The sequence below is a fragment of the Halorussus sp. AFM4 genome, assembly GCF_051194995.1.
Classification (GTDB): Archaea; Halobacteriota; Halobacteria; order Halobacteriales; family Haladaptataceae; genus Halorussus.
The window spans coordinates 1,411,506-1,428,801 of the sequence record NZ_JBNTJT010000001.1 but is presented as its reverse complement, the minus strand read 5'-3'; the positions used below and the strand labels follow the sequence as shown (position 1 = coordinate 1,428,801).

Genomic DNA, 17,296 nt, shown 5'->3' with positions numbered 1-17,296 from the left:
GCGGACGATACGCGTGACGTCGTCAGCGGCAAACTCGGTAAAGTCGGGGGATGAGGATAGGGTGGGGTCTAAAGGGACCCCGGTCGTCGTCGCGGCGGGAGAACGGAGACGGACGCGCGGCTCTCGGTAGCGCAGGCGAGCGCTCCCGGACCGCGAGTCCCTGTCATCGACTTACCCTTGCGTCCCGAGGGGTTTAAACTCTATCGGGTCGGCAAGCATTGCAGTCAACCGGCGTACAAGTGCAAGTTACTCTCTGGCATGGAGAGGAGGTATCCGCTGTCAACCGTCCGGACTTTGCCGGTCACTCCGCTAGCCTTCGCCGGTCACTCGTCCGCGTCGGTCGCGTCCGACTCGTCGGCGGACTCGTCGCCCGACCACCGGACCTCGAAGCGCGCGCCGCCGGCCTCGCTCTCGCCGACCGAGACGCTCCAGTCGTGGGCCTCCGCGACCCGCCGGACGATGGCCAGCCCCAGCCCGGTGCCGCCGTCGACGGTCGAGTAGCCGTGCTCGAACACCGACTCCCGGCGGTCCTCGGGGATGCCGGGCCCGTCGTCGGCCACGTAGAACCCCTCGCCGCCGTCGAGGGGGCCGACCCGGATGGTCACGGCCCCGTCGCGCTCTCTCGCGTCGTCGGCCGACGACCGACTGCCCGCAGAGTCGCGCTCCGCGGCATCCTCGGAACGCTTCGCGTTCCGATTGGCTGCATCAGATTCCGTCTGATGAACGTCCCCGCGAGCGTGCGAGTGAGGGCCGGTCGAGCCGTGCTCGACGGCGTTCCGGAACAGGTTCTCCAGCAGCCGCTGGAGGCGCTCGCGGTCGGCCGCGACCGTCAGCTCGCCCTCGGTGTCGAGCGCGGCGCCGTCGGCCTCGACGTTCTCCCACGCCGCGGTCGCGACCGCCGAGAGGTCGCGGTCGGCGACGTCGCCCGGCCCGTCGCCGCCCCGGGCCAGCGCGAGCAGGTTCCGGATGCGCTGCTCCATCCGGTCGTGGGCGCACCGGACCTGCTCGAAGTCGGCCTCGTCGCCGGTCTCCTCGGCCATGGTCAGGTAGATCCGGGCGACGTTCAGCGGGTTGCGCAGGTCGTGGCTCACCACGCTGGCGAACTCCTCGAGCCGGCGGTTCTGCTCGCGGAGCGCCCGCTCGTCGACCAGCCGCTCCTGCTCGTAGCCCAGCCACTGGGAGATGAGCTCGACGTACAGCCGCTCGTTCTCGGAGAACGACCGGCTCCGGGACGCGCGGTCGGCGAAGCAGACCGTGCCGTAGAGCTCGTCGTCCACGAACAGCTTCGCGCCGACGTAACAGCCCAGGCCGTACGTCTCGTAGGCCGGGTCGTCGCGCCACCCCTCGGACTCGGCGTCCGCGACGCTCAGCGGTTCGTCGGCCTCGATGGTCTTCCGGCAGTAGGTGTCGGCCAGCGGAGCGGTCTGCCCGGACTGGAGCAGCTCGTGGGACCCCACCGCGTCGACGATCTCCATGGTCCCGTCCTCGATGTGCGAGACGAACCCCACGTCGACCCCCAGCCGTTCCCGACCGAGTTCGAGCATGCGGTGGCGCTTCCGCTCGGCGTCGAGGTCGGCGTTCGAGGCGGTCCGGTAGAGCTCCCGGAGCGACGATTCGTGTTCCCAGGAGCCGGCGTCGTCAGGCACGCGCTCCCGGTCGGGTTCGTCGTCGGCGCCGCACTCGCGGTCGTCCGATCCGGTCGGCGCGTCGCCGTCCCGGCGCGACGCGGCGTTCACCACCCGGGCGACCAGCAGGTCGCGCTGGTCGCGGTCGCCCCGGCGTTCGAGGTAGTCGGTCGCGCCCCGCGCCAGCGCCTCGTCGGCGTCGTCGTCGCCGTCGTCCGCGACGTACACGTAGGGGAGGTCGGGGTAACGGTCCCGGACGGCGTCGAGCAGGGCGAGGCCGTCGGCCACGTCGCCCACGACGCAGTCGAACGAGTCGGCGTCCAGCCGGTCGAGCGCGGCCGACCGGTGGCTCACACGCGTCACTGCGAGGCCCGCCTCGTCGATCGCTTCGGCGAAGTCGGCGGCGCCCGGCGGGTCGCCGACGTACAGCACTCGGCCCGCGTTGCCAGCCCCCTCCATCTCACCTGTTCGAAGGTCCGGAACCAGATAAGTGTGGTCGGCCGAGCGGTCTGTCGGCGGCCGTCCGGCCCGGCTAGCCCCGTCGCTGGCCCCCGGTCGACCGCGCGCCGCCCGCCCGACCGTCACCCTCTTGGCCCGCGCCGACCGACTCCCCGGCAGTGTACAGCCTCAACGTCCCGCTTCCCGGCGCGGTCGAGCGCCTCGCCGAGGAGCTCCGGCCCGCGCTGCTCGACTTCGACGCCGTCCGGGAGCGCCGGGGGCTGGTCTGCAAGCGCCTCGGCGACGAACCGCCGGGCGGGCCCGCCCGCCTCCGCGAACAGGTCCGGACGGCGCTGGCCGGCGCGCCGGCCTTCGAGCTCCGGATTTCGGGCATCGACTACTTCGCCGACCCGCCGCTTGGCGAGGGGCCCGTGGTCTACCTCGCGGTCGAGAGCCCGGGCCTCCGGCGGGTCCACGACCGACTGGTCGAGCGGTTCTCGGTCGTCGAGGCGTTCGAGGGCGACGACTACGTGCCCCACGTCACGCTGGCCCGTGGCGGCGACGTCGGGACCGCCCGCCGGGTCGCCGAGCGCGAGGTCGAACCGGTGACCTGGACCGCCACCCGACTGGTGCTCTGGGACGCCGAGTACGAGGAGGAGGTCGCCGACTTCCCGCTGCCGGCGTAACTCCGGGCGAGCGCGGTCGGGTCGGCAGGCCCCGGTGGACGAGAGGTCGCCGCCGGTGGACCTGCCGACCGGATCACTCCGTGCGCGGGACGTCCGTGAACTCGAAGCGCGCCCCGCCGGCGTCGCTCTCGGTCACCGCGACGTCCCACTCGTAGACGTCCGCGAGCTCCTTGACGAACGCCAGGCCGAGCCCGGTCCCCCCTTGGCCGGCCGTGGTGGTGTAGCCCGCCTCAAGCACCGCGTCGCGCTCGTCGGGCGGGATGCCGACGCCGTCGTCCTCGACGTAGAACCCGGTCGGGAGCTCGCCGACCGTGACGGTGACGTCGCCCCCGCCGTGCTCCACGGCGTTCTCGCGAGCCTGCGAGCGAGGGCTCGTGGAGCCGTGCTCCACGGCGTTCTCGAACAGGTTGCGGAACAGGTGGCGCGCGTACGTCTCGTCGGCCTGTATCCTGTCGTCGATGGCGACCGTCAGGGTCGCGTCGCGGGTGTCCAGTTCGTCCCACGCCTCCCGCGCCACCGCCGCGAGGTCCACCTCCGTCTGCTCGTCGAGGGCGTCGCGGCCGCGGGTCAGCACCAGCATGACGTCGATCATGTCCTCGATGCGGTCGAACGCCTCGGTCACGTAGTCGACCGCCTCGGGCGCCGCCTCCTCCGGGAGCTGGCGGCCGTAGATCTGGCCGATCTGGACGGGGTTGCGCAGCTCGTGGGCCAGCATGCTGGCGAACGACTCGAGCCGCTCGTTCGACTCCTCGAGCTTCTCGACCGTCCTCTCCAGTCGCTGCTGGTACTCCTTGCGCTCGGTGATGTCCTGGGCCATCGTCATCCCGCCGAACACGTCGCCGTCCTCGTCGGTGATGGGCACCACGTAGACGAGCCAGTCCCGGCCGACGTACGAGAGCTCGACCGCCGTCTCCTCGCCGTCCAGCGCGGCCCGCATCGACGGTTCGAGCGCGTCGCCGACCTCCTCGCCCCACGCCTCGTCGGGCGTCCGGCCCTCGATGTCGGCCCGCGACACCGGCAGGTCCTCGAACGCCCGGCCAGCCGCGAGCGTGTACCGCAGGTCCCCGTCGAACAGCGTGACCACGCCGTTCGGGAACGACTCGGCCAGCGTGCGGTAGCGCTGCTCGCTCCGTTCGAGCCGGCGCTCGTACGCCCGGCGCTCGGTGATGTCGCGGTCCGACACCAGCACCGAGACGACCTCCCCGTCGTCGTCCGTGACCGGCCGGAAGACCCCGTTGAGGGTGTACCGCTCGCCGTCGGGCCGGGTGAGGTCGGCCTCGAAGTTCACGTACTCGCCGGCCGCGGCGCGCTCGGTCCACTCCCGGACGTCCGAGCGAATCTCCTCGCCCTCGCCCCACCAGGGTGTCTCCCAGAAGAGTTCGCCGGTGACCGCCTCGAGGTCGGCGTCGATGTACTCCATCGCGGTCTGGTTGATATCGAGCACGGTGCCGTCCGGGTCGAGCAGCCCGACCAGGATGTTGGGGTCCTCGAAGACCGCCTCGAACCGCCGCTCCTTCTCGCGGAGCTCCTGCTCGCGCTCGTGGCGCTCGGTGACGTCTCGCGAGACGGCGAGGACGTACTCCCGGTCGAGTTCGACGTAGGAGGCGTTGACCTCGACCGGGTAGGTCGTGCCGTCCCTTCGCCTGTGGCGCCCGTCGAACGTTATCCGGCCGCCCGCCGTCCGCAGCTCCTCGACGAACGACCGCCACTCCTCCCGGTCGTCGATCTCGGTTTCGACGTCCGGGACCGACAGCGTCAGGAACTCCTCGCGGGAGTAGCCCCGGCGCCGGCAGGCGGTGTCGTTGGCGTCGAGGTACCGGCCAGTCTCCGGGTCGATGACGAGCACGCTGTCGGTCGAGTGGTCGAGCAGGGTCCGGAACAGCTGGAGCTCCTGCTCGCGCTCGTGGCGCTCGGTGACGTCCCGGAAGTACACCGACAGCCCGCTCTCGGAGGGGTAGGCCCGCACCTCGAACCACGCGTCCAGCGGCTCGGGGTAGTACTCCTCGAACGCGACGGTCTCCTGCTCGTACATCGCCCGCTCGTACTTCGGTTTGAACTCGCGACCGACGGCCTCGGGGAACGCCTCCCAGACGTTCCTGCCGACCAGCTCCCGACCGCCGGGGTTGATGAGCTCGTGGGCCCGCTCGTTGAGGTACGTGAACCGCCAGTCCTCGTCGAGCGCGAAGAAGGCGTCGGAGATGCGGCCGTATATCTCCTCGAGCTGGCTCCTCGTCCGCTCGTTCTCGGCGGCCGACGCGAGCACGTTCGCCACGCTCCGGACGAAGGTGGCGTCGTACTCGGTGAACTCCCGCCGGTCGGTCGCGTAGACGCCAAGCACGCCCCACGTGTCGTCGCCCGACCCGACGGGAGCGCCGACGGCGCCGGTGACGCCCCGGCCGGCGAACAGCTCGGACCCGGAGAACGGCTCGTCGGCCCGCAGGTCGTCGACGACGACCGGCTCCCGCCGGCGGCGCACGCGGCCCAGATGCGAGTCCGCGTCGGCCGGGACGGTCGCGGCGCCGACGAGCCCCTCGGGCCAGCCGGCGCCCGCCCGGAGCACCGCGCCGTCGGTCCCGTGCGAGAACTCGAACACCGCCGCGTAGTCGGTCCCGAGCGTCCGGGCCACGGCGTCGGCGGCGTCGCGCAACAACTGGTCGAGGCTCTCGGTCTCGAGCGCCTGCTGACCGAGCTCGGCCACGACCTCCTGCTGCCGGATCCGGGTCTGCGGTTCCCCGTTCGCCTCGCTGGACGGGTCCATCTACTCCCCCGTTAGCAGGTCGCGCCCTAAAACGTTCGCCGTGGAATCGGCCCCGTTCGGTCCGGGGTTCGACCCCGCTCTCACGGCGTCGGCGGGTCGCCGGTCCACGCGTCCATGTCGGAGTAGAAGTTGAGCATCGCGAACTTCAGCTTCTCGGCCTCGACGTCGAGCATCTCGGCGCGCTCCTCGGGCGGGAACGTCTCCCGGACGCTGTACTTGCCCATCTCGCGCGTCCCGGCCTCGGTGTAGCGCTTGTCGACCAGCACCCGGACGCCGAAGTCGTCGGGCGACCGGATGACCCGGCCCAGCGCCTGGCGGGTCTTCCGGATGGTCGGGATCTCGACGGCGTACTCCCAGCCCGAGTCGCGGCCCGACCGGTCGGCGAACGTCCGGTCGTACGCCTCCTGGACCGCCTCCATCCGGTCGTCGAGGTGGGGGTAGGGGACGCCGACCACGACCACGGTCCGGGCCTCGTCGCCGTCGAAGCTGACGCCCTCCGCGAGGGTGCCCCACAGCGAGGTGAACAGCGCGGCGTCGTCGTCCTCGACGAACCGCTTCCGGAGGTCCTCGACCGCGGTGCCGGGCTCGTCCATCAGCAGCGTCGTCCCCGCGCCGTCCCCGCCGAACTCCCGGGAGAGCCGGTCGTGGTAGCGCTCGGCCTCGGCGTAGCTCGGGAAGAAGAGGAGGGTGTTGCCCGCCGTGAACCGCACGGCGTCGCGCAGGACGCCCGCGATGGCGGCCTGGGTGTCGGGGTCGTCGCGCTCGCTGGCGAACAGCGCGGGGGTCTCGACCGCGAACGTCCGGCGGTTCTCCTCGGGGAACTGGAGGCCGTAGGCGATCTCGACCGGGTCGTCGAGCCCCAGCACGTCGCCGATCACGTCGAACGGCCGGAGGGTCGCGCTCATCAGCACCGTGGCGTACACCTCGCCGAACAGCTCCTCGGTGACCTCCCGCGGGATGCAGGTGTAGAGCTCGGCCCGGCCGTACACCTCGTCGGTGCCCTCGTCGCGCCGGACCGACACCACGGGGTACTGGCCGAGCTCGGCGCTCTCGTCCATGAACGACTGGATGAAGGTCGCGGCCCGGAGGGTCTGGCACTCCTCGCGGGTGGTGGACTCGCCGTTCTTGTAGGCCTCCTCGTACTCCTCGTCCAAATCGCGGCCCAGGTGGACCGCGAGGTCGAGCTCGGTGTCGATGCCCTTGCCGGTGTACTGCTGGAGGAAGTTGAGCGTGAGGTCGTCACGCTTGTCTTCGTTGGTGATGGAGACGTCCTCCCAGTCGCCGCCGACCTGCTCGCGGTCGACTCGCGGGCGTCGCCCGCTCGTCTTCGACGAGGCGCTCCGCGCCTCGCTCCCGAACCCGAACGCGTCCTCGTAGGTCTCCTCCAGCGCCCGGCGGAACGCCGAGATGACGTTGTAGGCGGGCTCACTCCGGGCGTCGTCGGCGTCCTGGAGCTCGTCGAGCGCCGAGTCGAGGGTGTTCTCCGTCAGCGTCCGGGTGGCGTGCTCGCGGGCGTTGTCCTCGACGTTGTGGGCCTCGTCGAAGATGGTGATGACGTCCTCGGGGTCGCGGCCGAGCCACCGGAAGAACTGCTCGCGGATCATCGGGTCGAGCAGGTGGTGGTAGTTGCAGACCACCAGGTCGACGCCCTCCATCCCGTCCTTCAGCAGCTCGTACCCGCAGAGCTGGCGCTCCTCGGCGTAATCGTAGATGTCGTCGGGCGTGCGGACGTCGTCGTAGAGCCACGAGTAGAACTCGTCGTTGTCGCCGACCAGGTTGTTGTAGTAGTACTCGCAGGTGTTGGTCTCCTTGAGGCTCTCGACGCGCTTCTGGACCTGTTCGAGCTCGTCCATGACCGCGCTCCGGGCCTCGGCCGCGCGCTCGTCGCCCCGCTGGCTCTGCTCCAGCAGCTCTCCCTGCCGCTCCTCTAACTCCGCCAGGTCCCGCTCGGCGTCGACCACCTCGTAGGTGTTGTCCCGGAGCACCTGGCACTCCTCGAACCCCACGTCGATGTGGCACATCGACCCCTTCCCCCGGAACACCACCGCCCGGATGGGCTCCTCCCGGGTGATGGCACGGGCGTCGGCAACGAACTGGCGCATCTGCTGGTGGACGTTGGTCGTGATGACGACCGTCTTGTCCTCCTCGCGGGCGAACTCCAGCGCGGGCACCAGCGACGACAGCGTCTTGCCCGTCCCGCAGGCCCCCTCGAAGAGCACGTCCTGCCCGCGGGAGAAGGAGTTGTAGATGCGGTCCATCGCCTCCCGCTGGTTCTCGTAGGGCTCCTCGTAGGGGAAGAATCGCATGTACCCGTTGGTCTCTGCCACGCGAGGGGGTTTGCTCGGCACGGGGTTTAAACTCTCGCTCTCCGGCGGAAGTGTCGGTCGGCGGAAGGGCCGCCGAGCGGACGGCGCGTGACTACTCCGTCGCCTCCTTCCTGCTCCGCCACCGCGTCTCGGGTTCGATGTACACCTTCGACACGCTCCCGTTCTGCTCCATCAGCGCGTCCTCGAGGTCGGTGATCTTCGAGTCCATCTCGGCCGTGGCGATGCCCTTCTCGAAGGCGATGTCGGCGGTGAGAATCGCGTCCTCCGGGCCGAAGACCACGGTCCGGAAGTCGACGATGTTCACCACGCCGTCCCATCCCTCGATGATGCTCCGGAGTTGCTCCTCCTCGGACTTCGGGAGGCTCTCGCCCAGCAGCAGGCGCTTGTTCTCCCAGGCCAGCGCCACCGCGAACCCCATCAGCAGCAGGCCGATGAGCAGCGCCGCCACCGCGTCGTAGAGGGGATTGCCCGTGAACCGCGAGAGGAAGACGCCCGCGAGCGCGATGGCCGCCCCGGAGAGCGCGATGGTGTCCTCGGTGAACGCCGTCAGCGTCGTCACGTTCGTGGTCTTCTGGAACGCCTCGGTCAGACTGTCCCAGCCGTGCTGCTCCATGTCCTTCTTCATCCCGGCCCAGGCCTTCTTCAGGGCCCACCCCTCGAAGAGGATGGCGGCGATGAGGACGGTGTAGTTGACCCACACCCCCGGGAACGTGAACCCGAGCAGGGTGGCCGGCTCCGGGTTGACGGGATGGGGGTGCATGATGGCGTCGTACCCGTGCTTGGCCGACTCCCAGCCCGCGATGCCGAACAGCAGCACGCTCACCAGGAAGCTGTAGAAGAACTGGGCCTTCCCGTAGCCGAACGGGTGGGCCCGGCTCGCCTCCTTCCCGCTGTACCGGATGCCGATGAGCAGGAACACCTGGTTGCCGGTGTCCGATATCGAGTGGTACGTCTCCGAGAGCATCGCGGCGCTGCCCGTCAGCAGGAAGCCGGCGAACTTCAGCACCGCGATCGCCCCGTTCGCGATGAGCGCGGCGATGACGACGGACTTGCTTTCGGCCATTGGCCTATGCTTCTCGGCCGCCGAACAAGAAAGTGATTGCAGGCCGGACGGAGCCCCGCCGCCGACCGCCCGAGACGGAAACGCTCAGGGACCTGCCCCGCCTACGTCCGCGCGATGATAACCGTTCTCTCGGACACGCACAGCCGGTCCGGCCACGAACTGGCGGGCCGCGCGGAGCGGGCGGTCGAGGAGGCCGACGTCGTCGTCCACGCCGGCGACTTCGTGACCGGCGAGGCGCTCGACGCGTTCCAGGCCGCCAGCGACACCCTCTACGCCGTCCACGGCAACAACGCGACGCCGGAGGTGCGCGAGCGCCTGCCGCCCGAGCGGACCGTCGAGGTCGCCGGCGTCCGGTTCGTCGTGACCCACGGCGACGACCGCGGCGCGACCGGGCTCTCGCTGCTGGGCCGCCAGCAGGACGCCGACGTCGTGGTGTTCGGCCACTCCCACCGCCACGCGGTCAGCGACGGCGAGGACGTGCTCCTGCTCAACCCGGGGAGCCACGCCCGGCCCCGCGGCGGCGTCCCGACGCACGCTGAGCTCCGGCCGGCGGAGGGCGACGGAACTCCGGCCGACGGGGCGACCGGAGGCGACGGGGAGGTTACCCTGGAGGGTGAGATACGCCACCGCGACGGGTCGGTCGTCGAGACGTTCGAGATCTGAGTCGCCCCGCGCTCGGGCGACGGCGCGGGCGCTGCCGAGCGCAGAGCAGTTCAGAATCGGTGTCCGCCCCGCCTCGGGAGGGCATCGCGGGGACGACACGGCGCGAGGGCAGTGGGTGGATGGGGTGACGCGCGGGGACCCGGTGGAACCGGGGGCCTGGACGTCGTGGAACGGGGTGCGAGGCACCGGATTCGGGGGAGGGCCGAAGCGGGGCGGGACACTTCTGTCTACGGTCGGCCACGTCAAGTACTTCCCGTAAGCTCAAAGACTCGTTTTAGTTATCGCCGACTTCCGGCGATACTGCCGGGAGAGAGGCTCACTCGCCGCGGTTCGCGTAGTACCACCACGCGAACCCGAGCGCCAGGACCAGCGCGCCGCCGGCGAAGAACAACAGCCCCGGCGGGAGCGACCGGGTCGCGGCCCCGGCGGTCTCCCGGGCGGCGTCGGTCGACTGGATCGACATCCCGCCGCCGGTCTCGGACCCCGAGCTCGCGCCGGCGCCGAACAGCGCGCCGAGCCCGTCGCCGAAGACCTGCTGGACCGCGAGGCTCAGGAGGCCGAGCGCGGCGAACCCGCCGACGAGCCGCGAGAGGGCGGCCTTCAGCCCGGTCGCCTCCTCCTCGTCGCCCGCGAACACGACCAGCGGCCGGTCGGCGGGGGCGTACACCTTCATCTCGCGGCCCTTCTCGGAGTAGACGGTGTCGACGACCTCGATGACGTCGGCGTCTTTCAGCTTGCCGAGGTGGTACTGGGCGTTCTGGAGCGAGGTGTCGACCGCGTCGGCGAGCGCCGACGGGGTCGCGGGCTCGTCGTGGAGGGCGGCCAGCAGTTCGCGGGCCGTCTCCGAGGAGAGCGCCCCGAGCAGGTCGTCGGCGTCGTCGGAGTCGACTCCGACGACCCGCGGTTCGGCGGACTCCGAGGCGGTCGCGTCGGAGGTGGAGGGCAGCAGGTCGGCCATACGAGTCCCTACCCACCCGGCTGTCATGAATTTTACCACTGATCGCCTCGCGGCACTGATCACCTCGCGGCACTGATCGCCTCGCGGACGACCGTGCCCGCGCGCGTCGAAACGAATTTGGTCGGGCGACCGAATGGACCCTACATGGAGTTCCTCACCAACAACCCCCTCGTGGTCGGCTTCGTCGTCCTCCTGCTCGGCTTCGTGCTGTTCATGTACCTGTTCATCCGCCGGACCGTCACGGGGTTCCGCGAGGGCATCGAGAACGGCCAGCGCTAGGCCCTTACCGCGTCTGGCGCCGGACTCCGCTGCCGCCTTACGCGTCGAGCGCGTCGGCGACGCGTTCGGCGGCCGTCTCCACGTCCTCCCGGTCGACGTCCCAGTGGGTGCAGAAGCGGGCGACGTGGGTGTCGAACGGGACGCCCCGGACCCCGGCCTCCTCGCAGGCCGCCAGGAACTCCTCGGCGGTCAGCCCCGTCCCCTCGGTGTCCGCGAGCACGATGTTGGTCTCGGGGTCCCGGACGTCGAGGCCGTCGATCTCCGCGAGTCGCTCGGCCAGCGCGCGGGCGTTGTCGTGGTCCTCGGCCAGTCGGTCGACGTTCTCCAGCGCCTCCAGACCCGGGGCGGCGACGATGCCGGCCTGGCGCATCCCGCCGCCGAAGAGCTTGCGGTTGCGTCGCGCGCGCTCGACGAACTCCTCGTCGCCGGCCAGCATCGACCCGACCGGCGCGCCCAGCCCCTTCGAGAGGCAGAACATCACCGAGTCGACGTTCTCGGTCATCCGGGCCGGCGGGACGTCGTGAGCCACCGCGGCGTTGCACACCCGGGCGCCGTCGAGGTGGACCGGCACCCCGATGTCGTGGGCGGCCTCGGCGGCGGCGTCGATCTCCTCGGGGGCGATGGCGACCCCGCCCTTGCTGTTGTGGCTGTTCTCCAGGGTGAGCAGACCGGTTCCGGGCCGGTGGAGGTCCTCCTCGACGTAGCCCTCCCGGACCTGCTCGGGGGTCGGGATCCCGCGCTCGCCGCCGTCGAGCGGCCGGACCTGGAGCGTCGAGAGCTGGGCCATGCCGCCGAGCTCCCACTTGACGACGTGGCTCTCGCGCTCGGTCAGCACCTCCTGGCCGCGCTCGGTGTGGGTCCGGACCGCGACCTGGTTGCCCATCGTGCCACTCGGCACGTAGAGGGCCGCCTCCGTCCCCATCAGGTCGGCCGCCCGGGCCTCGAGCTCGTTGACCGTCGGGTCCTCGCCGTACACGTCGTCGCCCACCTCGGCGTCGCGGGCCGCCTCGCGCATCGCCTCGTCGGGTCGGGTCACCGTGTCGCTCCGCAGGTCTATCATGGCTCCCACTTCCCCGCGGCGGGTCAAATACCCCGCGATGGCGGCCGGGTTCCGCTTCCCGGGGCGGTCGGACCCGCGGGCGCCGCCCGAGTCCGCCGCGGCTCCTGAAGGTGCGGACGCCGCCTCGACGCCCGACGGTGCGGGTCGGCGTCGGCGGCGGACCGAAAGCGGTTTCCCCGCCTCGGCAACACTTGCCCGCATGGACCCCCGAGTCAGAGAGCACGCCGAGATCGTCGTCGACCACTCCACCGAGGTGGAGGCCGGCGACAACGTCGTCGTCAGCGCGCCGCCGGCCGCCGAGGAGTTGACGCTCGCGCTCTGCGAGGTCGTCGGCGAGCGGGGCGCGTTCCCGTTCCACGTCTCCGGGCGGCGCGACGAGACGCGCGCGACGTTCCTGCGGGCGGTCGACGCCGACGACCTCGACCTGGCGGACCACGAGCTCGCGCTGGGCGAGGCCGCCGACGTCTGGATCCACGTCCGGGCCCACGACAACGTCGCCGACATGAGCGCGGTGCCCTCCGAGACCATGGCGGCGTTCCAGACCGCCTACCAGCCCATCCAGGAGGAGATCCTCGACACGACCTGGGTGCTGACCCAGTTCCCCGCGCCCGCCGACGCCCAGAACGCCGAGATGAGCACGGTCGAGTACGAGGAGTTCGTCTACGGCGCCGTCACCAAGGACTGGGCCGCCCAGAAGGCCCACCAGCAGCAGATGGTCGAGATCCTCGACGCGGGCGAGCAAGTGCGCATCGTCTCGGGCGACACGACCGACCTCACGATGAGCATCGAGGGGATGTCGACGGTCAACGACCACGCCAAGAACAACCTCCCCGGCGGCGAGGTGTTCACCGCGCCGGTCGCCGACTCCGTGGAGGGCGAGGTGCTGTTCGACAAGCCGCTCATCCACCAGGGCCACGAGGTCGAGGACGCCTCCCTCCGGTTCGAGGGCGGCGAGGTCGTCGATCACGGCGCCAGCAAGAACGAGGACGTGCTGACCGAAGTGCTGAACACCGACGAGGGCGCGCGCCGGCTCGGCGAGCTCGGCATCGGGATGAACCGCGACATCGACCGGTTCACCTACAACATGCTGTTCGACGAGAAGATGGGCGACACGGTCCACCTCGCGGTCGGTCGGGCCTACGACGAGTGCCTGCCCGAGGGCCAAGAGGGCAACCAGAGCGCGGTCCACGTCGACATGATCGTCGACATGAGCGAGGACTCGTACATCGAGGTCGACGGCGAAGTCGTCCAGCGAAACGGTACCTTCCGGTTCGAGGACGGTTTCGAGGAGTAAACTGCGCCCGAACACCGGCGCGAGGTCGGACTAATTCAGTCACGAGCACACGGCGCGAAGCGCCGTTTCGCCGCGAGCGAAGCGATCGGGGGTTTTCGTCGACGTTTTTCGAGTAGCGAGGGACGGTGTCCCTCGTACCGTGCGAGCGGCGAAGCCGCGAGCAGAGAGGGTTCCCGCAGCGCCGAAGGCGCGAGGAGACCCGACGAAGAAAAAGGTCGGAGCGAGACCCGACGAAGAAAAAGGTCGTATTCCAACGTGCTCTGCCCGGCCGACCGGCGACGGCCGCGTTCGTTCCGTCTGGCCGTAAGATTTCTCTATCGAGCTTACACTGCAATTTAAGTGTTCGGGCTATAGAGTCAACTTTCGTGACGAAGGTATCGTGTCCCGACTGTGGCCGCAGCATCGCAATGCACGAACTCGAAACTCGAACCGTTGCCCAGCGCAACGATTTCCAGACCAACTACCGATGTCCGTTCTGTCGGTCCGACATCACCGACGTCGGCGAACTGTTCTGAGTCGCGGTCCGGTTCCCTCCTGATTCTCCCCGGTCCTGCCGCGGTCGCCGTCCGACGAGCCCGCTTCGCTATCGGACGTGACGGCGGACGACGCGTCGTCGGCGAGCGCTCACAGGTGGTAGTGGTCGGCGAGCGCCTCCGTCCGGCGCGACTGCATGTCGTAGTAGGTGGCACAGAAGTCGTAGCAGAGGTCCCGGAGCGTCTCGGCGGAGGCCTCCCAGGAGTACTCGGTCGCCCGCTCCCGGCTGGCGCGGCCGAACTCCCGGCGCCGCTCGGGCGACGCGGCGAGTTCGTCGAGCGCCGCGGCCAGCCGCTCGGGGTCGCGGGGCGGCACGCGCAGCCCGGTCTCGCCGTGGGTGAAGTACTCGGTCGACCCGTTGACGTCGGTCGAGACGACCGGCCGCCCGCAGGCCATCGCCTCCAGGTTCACCATGCCGAAGCTCTCGTACCGCGAGGGGTTGCAGAGGAAGTCGCAGGCCGCGTAGTAGCCCGGGAGGTCCGCGTGGTCGACCACGCCGTGGAGGGTGACCGAGTCCCCGATGCCGAGCCGCTGGGCGCGGCGCCGGACCCGGTCGGTCTGTCCGCGGCCGACGAGGTGGAGCGACAGGTCCTCGTCGCTCCGCGCTACCGCCGCCAGCAGGTCGTAGACGCCCTTGTTCTCGACCATCCGGCCGACGAACAGCACCGCGGGCCGGTCGGTCTCGAACGCCGGCTCCCGGCCGGGCGCGAACGCCGTCGTGTCGACCCCGGGCGTGACGATGCCGTCGGCCTCGTACCCGAAGGTCTCCTCGAGCTCGCGGGCGGTGTTCCGGGAGTTGGCGACGGTCAGGTACGACCGCGAGAGGAACTCCCGGGCCCGCGCGGCGACGCCGACCCGCTGGAGGCCGTGGCTGATGCGGATGGTCGGGACGTCCACGAGGTGCGAGAGCAGGATGTCGTCGAGGGCGTCGTGGGTGATCAGGATGTCGAGGTGCTCGTTCATGTGCGAGCGCAGCCCGCTGGTCAGCAGCCCGGTGTACGTCGGGCACTTGCGCACGACGTGCTTCATCACGTTCGGGACCCGCCTGAACACCGGGTCCGGGACGCCGCCCCCGATGGGTATCCGGACGACGTCGGCCGACGACTCCCGGAGGCGCCGGTTTATCTCGCCGTCCCTGGTGTACAGGACCGTGGGGGCGTCCTCGGCGAGGTGCTCGACCAGCCGCTGGGCGTACACCGCGATGCCGCTGGCGTCCCGGGTCCCGGCAAACGGGTGGAACATCCCGATGGTGACGTCGAGGTCGGCGCGCGACTCGTCCGCCTCCCGCGTGTCGTGTCTCTCGAACGCGCGCCGGGGCCCCGGTCCCGACTTCGCGTTCGAGGTACTCGGACTCATACTTTCCCCAGATGCGGTGCTGGATGATAGTAATGACCTACGTAAAGCCCGGTAGTGGGCGGCAGAACCGAGTCGACGGGAGGGCCCCGACCGCTCCCGCGTCCGCTAACTCGCTCCGGCTCGTGTAGGGCGAATGACCGGAACGCGCCACGTAGGGCTTAACTGACCGGGTACAGGCGCCGACTGACAGTCGACAGCGACCGCCTTCTCCGGCCCGTCCCCGTCCCCGAACCCGTAGCGGGGACCGTGTCGGTCGCGCTGGGTCTCGCAGGGTCGACCGGCTCGCATCGCAGCTCCGACAATAAGTCGTGTCTACCCGAATCGGACGGGTCGGCCTACGTCGGGACGCCGTCGCTCGGTGGCTCCGGCTCGTCGTCGCTTCCCGGGAACCAGACGTTCGCGTCGGCAGACGACCGGCGCAGACAGAAGAGAGACCGCAGTTCCGAGTCGAGAGACGTGCGTTCGAGAGCGAAATACGGAGTCTACGAACCGTCCTGGACCTCGACCGTGGCGGGACCGTCGAGCTTGAAGCCGGTGATCTCGCCGGAGAACCGGTAGCCGTCCCTGCCGCCGATGACCCGGCCGCGGATGGTCCCCTGGTCGACCGTGTCGTGGGGGTTGATCGAGCCGAGGTCGCCGCTCTTCCTGACCGTCCCGTCGACCGTGAACGTGTACGTGCTCTGGACGCGGGGCGTGTCGCTGCCGTCGATGACCAGCTTGTTGGGCAGGACGAGGTCGCCGACGCCGACCTCGGTGCCGCCGTACCGGATCGTCCACAGGCTCTCGTCGAGGGTCATCGCGGTGATCGACCCCTGGACGTAGTACGCGTCGCCGTGGCCGTCCCCGGAGATGCCGGTGACCGTGACCGTGCCGTCGCCGTTGTCCGTGATGCTGTCGTTGTCCTCCGAGAAGACGTCGTCGTCGCTCTGGGACTGGGTGTGCTTACTGACGCTCCCCTCGACGGTGAACTCGTAGCTGACCTCGGACCTGTCGGGCGTCGCGACCAGTTCGAGGAGGGTCCCCTGGGGCTGGCTGTCGCCGGTCGGCTCGCTCGTCTGGGTGCCCGAGCCGCTCGTTCCGCCCGAAGCGGTGCCGGCGGCCGCCTCCTCGGGCGTCGTGGGGACGCCGGACGGGACGGAGGTGTCGGGGTTGCTGCCGACGTTCGACTCGGTGACGTTGCCCCGGAGCTCGCCCTTGACCTGGCAGTTGCGCATCTCGTAGGTCACGGCGGTCGCGACGGCGGCCGAGGCCGCGCCGTTCGTGTTCGCGCTGGTGATGTCGATGTCGCAGTTCTCGATGGTGACGGTCTCGTCGCCGGTGCCGTAGAAGTCCCACAGCCCGCGGCTGTTGATGCTGCCGGACTTGTGGTTGGGGTCGACGTCGTTCGTGTTGGTCAGCACCGAGTTCTTCACGGTGGTGCCGTCGGCGGCGGCCCGGATGTGGGTGATGTTGTTGTTGACGAAGTAGCAGGTGTCGACCGCCATCGTCCCGCCGTTGTGCTCGGCGGGCTGGGCGGCGTAGATGCCGTTGTCGGTCGACCCGCCGATGTAGCACTCGCTGATGTCGATGTGGCCGGCGTGGTAGGACTTGATGCCGATGGCACCGCCGCCGATGTTCGCGGCGGCGATGTCGCCGAAGAAGCAGTGCTCGATGACCCCGTTGCCGTCGGCCCGGATGATGTTCGGCGCGTCGCCCGACGAGTCGAGCTGGCCCTTGATGCCGACGTTGCGGATGGTCCAGTTGTCGCCGCTGGCGTCGATGTGGAACTCCGCGCCGTCGGCGGAGATGTCGACGAGGACGTTCTCGAAGGTGTCGCCGTCCTGGAGGGTGACCCGCTCGTAGTCGCCGGCCGAGACGGTCCTCGTCTCGTACTCGGCGGCCGCCGCGCCGGCGCTCGCCCCGCGGAAGGCGGCCAGCGAGGCGACCGCGGCCCCCGCACCTTTCAGGTACTTTCGGCGGTTAAGCAGTGATTTCTCCTCGTTTCGCTCGCGTGCCGTCTCGTCGCGTGCCATGCGGATTCAAGTGAACAGGAGTATCTTAAGTAGCTTTTGATGTGGCTTCAATACGAATTTTATTATTTTTATACTCTTCGCGGCGCGGTGGAAGCCGGGGCGCCGCGCGGGCGGTCGAGTAGCCCGCCCGTACTCCGCGCGTACCGCTGTCAACGGTCCGTTTCCACGGTCTCCGTACGGCGGAGTAGCCGTCACATAACAAAGCCGCCGGCAGCCCTCGGTAGCGCACGCGCAGACCGAGCC

General features: G+C 70.0%; 12 protein-coding genes. 4 read left to right on the top strand and 8 right to left on the bottom strand.

The window, feature by feature from the left end; translation table 11 throughout:
* Positions 1-323 precede the first annotated feature (323 nt).
* Positions 324-2,084, bottom strand: coding sequence for an ATP-binding protein (locus tag ACQUQF_RS07460; protein WP_435177300.1), 1,761 nt, complete (start codon positions 2,082-2,084; stop codon positions 324-326).
* A 158-nt stretch (positions 2,085-2,242) separates the two neighbouring features.
* On the opposite strand from ACQUQF_RS07460, the gene ACQUQF_RS07455 reads away from it, so the two are divergent.
* Positions 2,243-2,749, top strand: coding sequence for a 2'-5' RNA ligase family protein (locus ACQUQF_RS07455; RefSeq protein ID WP_435177298.1), 507 nt, complete (start codon positions 2,243-2,245; stop codon positions 2,747-2,749).
* Positions 2,750-2,822: 73 nt separating this feature from the next.
* Here the strand turns inward: ACQUQF_RS07455 and ACQUQF_RS07450 are convergent, their stop codons facing one another.
* The 3 genes from ACQUQF_RS07450 to ACQUQF_RS07440 all read right to left on the bottom strand — a co-directional run bounded on the left by ACQUQF_RS07450 (position 2,823) and on the right by ACQUQF_RS07440 (position 8,897).
* Positions 2,823-5,507, bottom strand: a complete 2,685-nt coding sequence (locus tag ACQUQF_RS07450) for a PAS domain-containing protein (RefSeq protein ID WP_435177296.1) — start codon at positions 5,505-5,507, stop codon at positions 2,823-2,825.
* Positions 5,508-5,587: 80 nt separating this feature from the next.
* Positions 5,588-7,813, bottom strand: coding sequence for an ATP-dependent DNA helicase (locus ACQUQF_RS07445; protein WP_435177622.1), 2,226 nt, complete (start codon positions 7,811-7,813; stop codon positions 5,588-5,590).
* Positions 7,814-7,925: 112 nt separating this feature from the next.
* Positions 7,926-8,897 (bottom strand): cation diffusion facilitator family transporter, encoded by a 972-nt coding sequence (locus tag ACQUQF_RS07440; protein ID WP_435177294.1) that lies wholly within the window; start codon positions 8,895-8,897, stop codon positions 7,926-7,928.
* 114 nt (positions 8,898-9,011) lie between these two features.
* On the opposite strand from ACQUQF_RS07440, the gene ACQUQF_RS07435 reads away from it, so the two are divergent.
* Positions 9,012-9,560, top strand: coding sequence for a metallophosphoesterase (locus ACQUQF_RS07435; protein WP_435177292.1), 549 nt, complete (start codon positions 9,012-9,014; stop codon positions 9,558-9,560).
* 316 nt (positions 9,561-9,876) lie between these two features.
* Here ACQUQF_RS07435 and ACQUQF_RS07430 read toward each other — a convergent pair whose 3' ends face one another.
* Positions 9,877-10,518, bottom strand: coding sequence for an ArsR/SmtB family transcription factor (locus ACQUQF_RS07430; RefSeq protein WP_435177290.1), 642 nt, complete (start codon positions 10,516-10,518; stop codon positions 9,877-9,879).
* 144 nt (positions 10,519-10,662) lie between these two features.
* On the opposite strand from ACQUQF_RS07430, the gene ACQUQF_RS07425 reads away from it, so the two are divergent.
* The gene (locus ACQUQF_RS07425) at positions 10,663-10,797 is read left to right on the top strand and encodes a hypothetical protein (RefSeq protein ID WP_255457560.1); all 135 of its coding nucleotides are present in this window, start codon (positions 10,663-10,665) and stop codon (positions 10,795-10,797) included.
* A gap of 37 nt (positions 10,798-10,834) precedes the next feature.
* Here the strand turns inward: ACQUQF_RS07425 and ACQUQF_RS07420 are convergent, their stop codons facing one another.
* On the bottom strand, positions 10,835-11,857 hold the full coding sequence (locus tag ACQUQF_RS07420) for a threonine aldolase family protein (protein WP_435177288.1): 1,023 nt from the start codon (positions 11,855-11,857) through the stop codon (positions 10,835-10,837).
* 199 nt (positions 11,858-12,056) lie between these two features.
* Here ACQUQF_RS07420 and ACQUQF_RS07415 point away from each other — a divergent pair, with 199 nt between their 5' ends.
* The gene (locus ACQUQF_RS07415) at positions 12,057-13,151 is read left to right on the top strand and encodes an aminopeptidase (protein ID WP_435177286.1); all 1,095 of its coding nucleotides are present in this window, start codon (positions 12,057-12,059) and stop codon (positions 13,149-13,151) included.
* Positions 13,152-13,775: 624 nt separating this feature from the next.
* Here the strand turns inward: ACQUQF_RS07415 and ACQUQF_RS07410 are convergent.
* Positions 13,776-15,041 carry a glycosyltransferase family 4 protein gene (locus ACQUQF_RS07410; RefSeq protein ID WP_435177284.1) on the bottom strand — a complete coding sequence of 422 codons (1,266 nt, stop codon included), beginning with the start codon at positions 15,039-15,041 and terminating at the stop codon, positions 13,776-13,778.
* Between the two features lie 482 nt (positions 15,042-15,523).
* Positions 15,524-17,053 (bottom strand): hypothetical protein, encoded by a 1,530-nt coding sequence (locus tag ACQUQF_RS07405; protein WP_435177282.1) that lies wholly within the window; start codon positions 17,051-17,053, stop codon positions 15,524-15,526.
* Positions 17,054-17,296 lie beyond the last annotated feature (243 nt).

Bases quoted from the DNA above. Each gene is read 5' to 3' on its own strand.
- ACQUQF_RS07460 (WP_435177300.1), bottom strand. From the start codon at position 2,084: ATGGAGGGGGCTGGCAACGCGGGCCGAGTGCTGTACGTCGGCGACCCG.
- ACQUQF_RS07450 (WP_435177296.1), bottom strand. From the start codon at position 5,507: ATGGACCCGTCCAGCGAGGCGAACGGGGAACCGCAGACCCGGATCCGG.
- ACQUQF_RS07445 (WP_435177622.1), bottom strand. From the start codon at position 7,813: ATGCGATTCTTCCCCTACGAGGAGCCCTACGAGAACCAGCGGGAGGCG.
- ACQUQF_RS07440 (WP_435177294.1), bottom strand. From the start codon at position 8,897: ATGGCCGAAAGCAAGTCCGTCGTCATCGCCGCGCTCATCGCGAACGGG.
- ACQUQF_RS07435 (WP_435177292.1), top strand. From the start codon at position 9,012: ATGATAACCGTTCTCTCGGACACGCACAGCCGGTCCGGCCACGAACTG.
- ACQUQF_RS07430 (WP_435177290.1), bottom strand. From the start codon at position 10,518: ATGGCCGACCTGCTGCCCTCCACCTCCGACGCGACCGCCTCGGAGTCC.
- ACQUQF_RS07425 (WP_255457560.1), top strand. From the start codon at position 10,663: ATGGAGTTCCTCACCAACAACCCCCTCGTGGTCGGCTTCGTCGTCCTC.
- ACQUQF_RS07420 (WP_435177288.1), bottom strand. From the start codon at position 11,857: ATGATAGACCTGCGGAGCGACACGGTGACCCGACCCGACGAGGCGATG.
- ACQUQF_RS07415 (WP_435177286.1), top strand. From the start codon at position 12,057: ATGGACCCCCGAGTCAGAGAGCACGCCGAGATCGTCGTCGACCACTCC.
- ACQUQF_RS07410 (WP_435177284.1), bottom strand. From the start codon at position 15,041: ATGAGTCCGAGTACCTCGAACGCGAAGTCGGGACCGGGGCCCCGGCGC.
- ACQUQF_RS07405 (WP_435177282.1), bottom strand. From the start codon at position 17,053: ATGGCACGCGACGAGACGGCACGCGAGCGAAACGAGGAGAAATCACTG.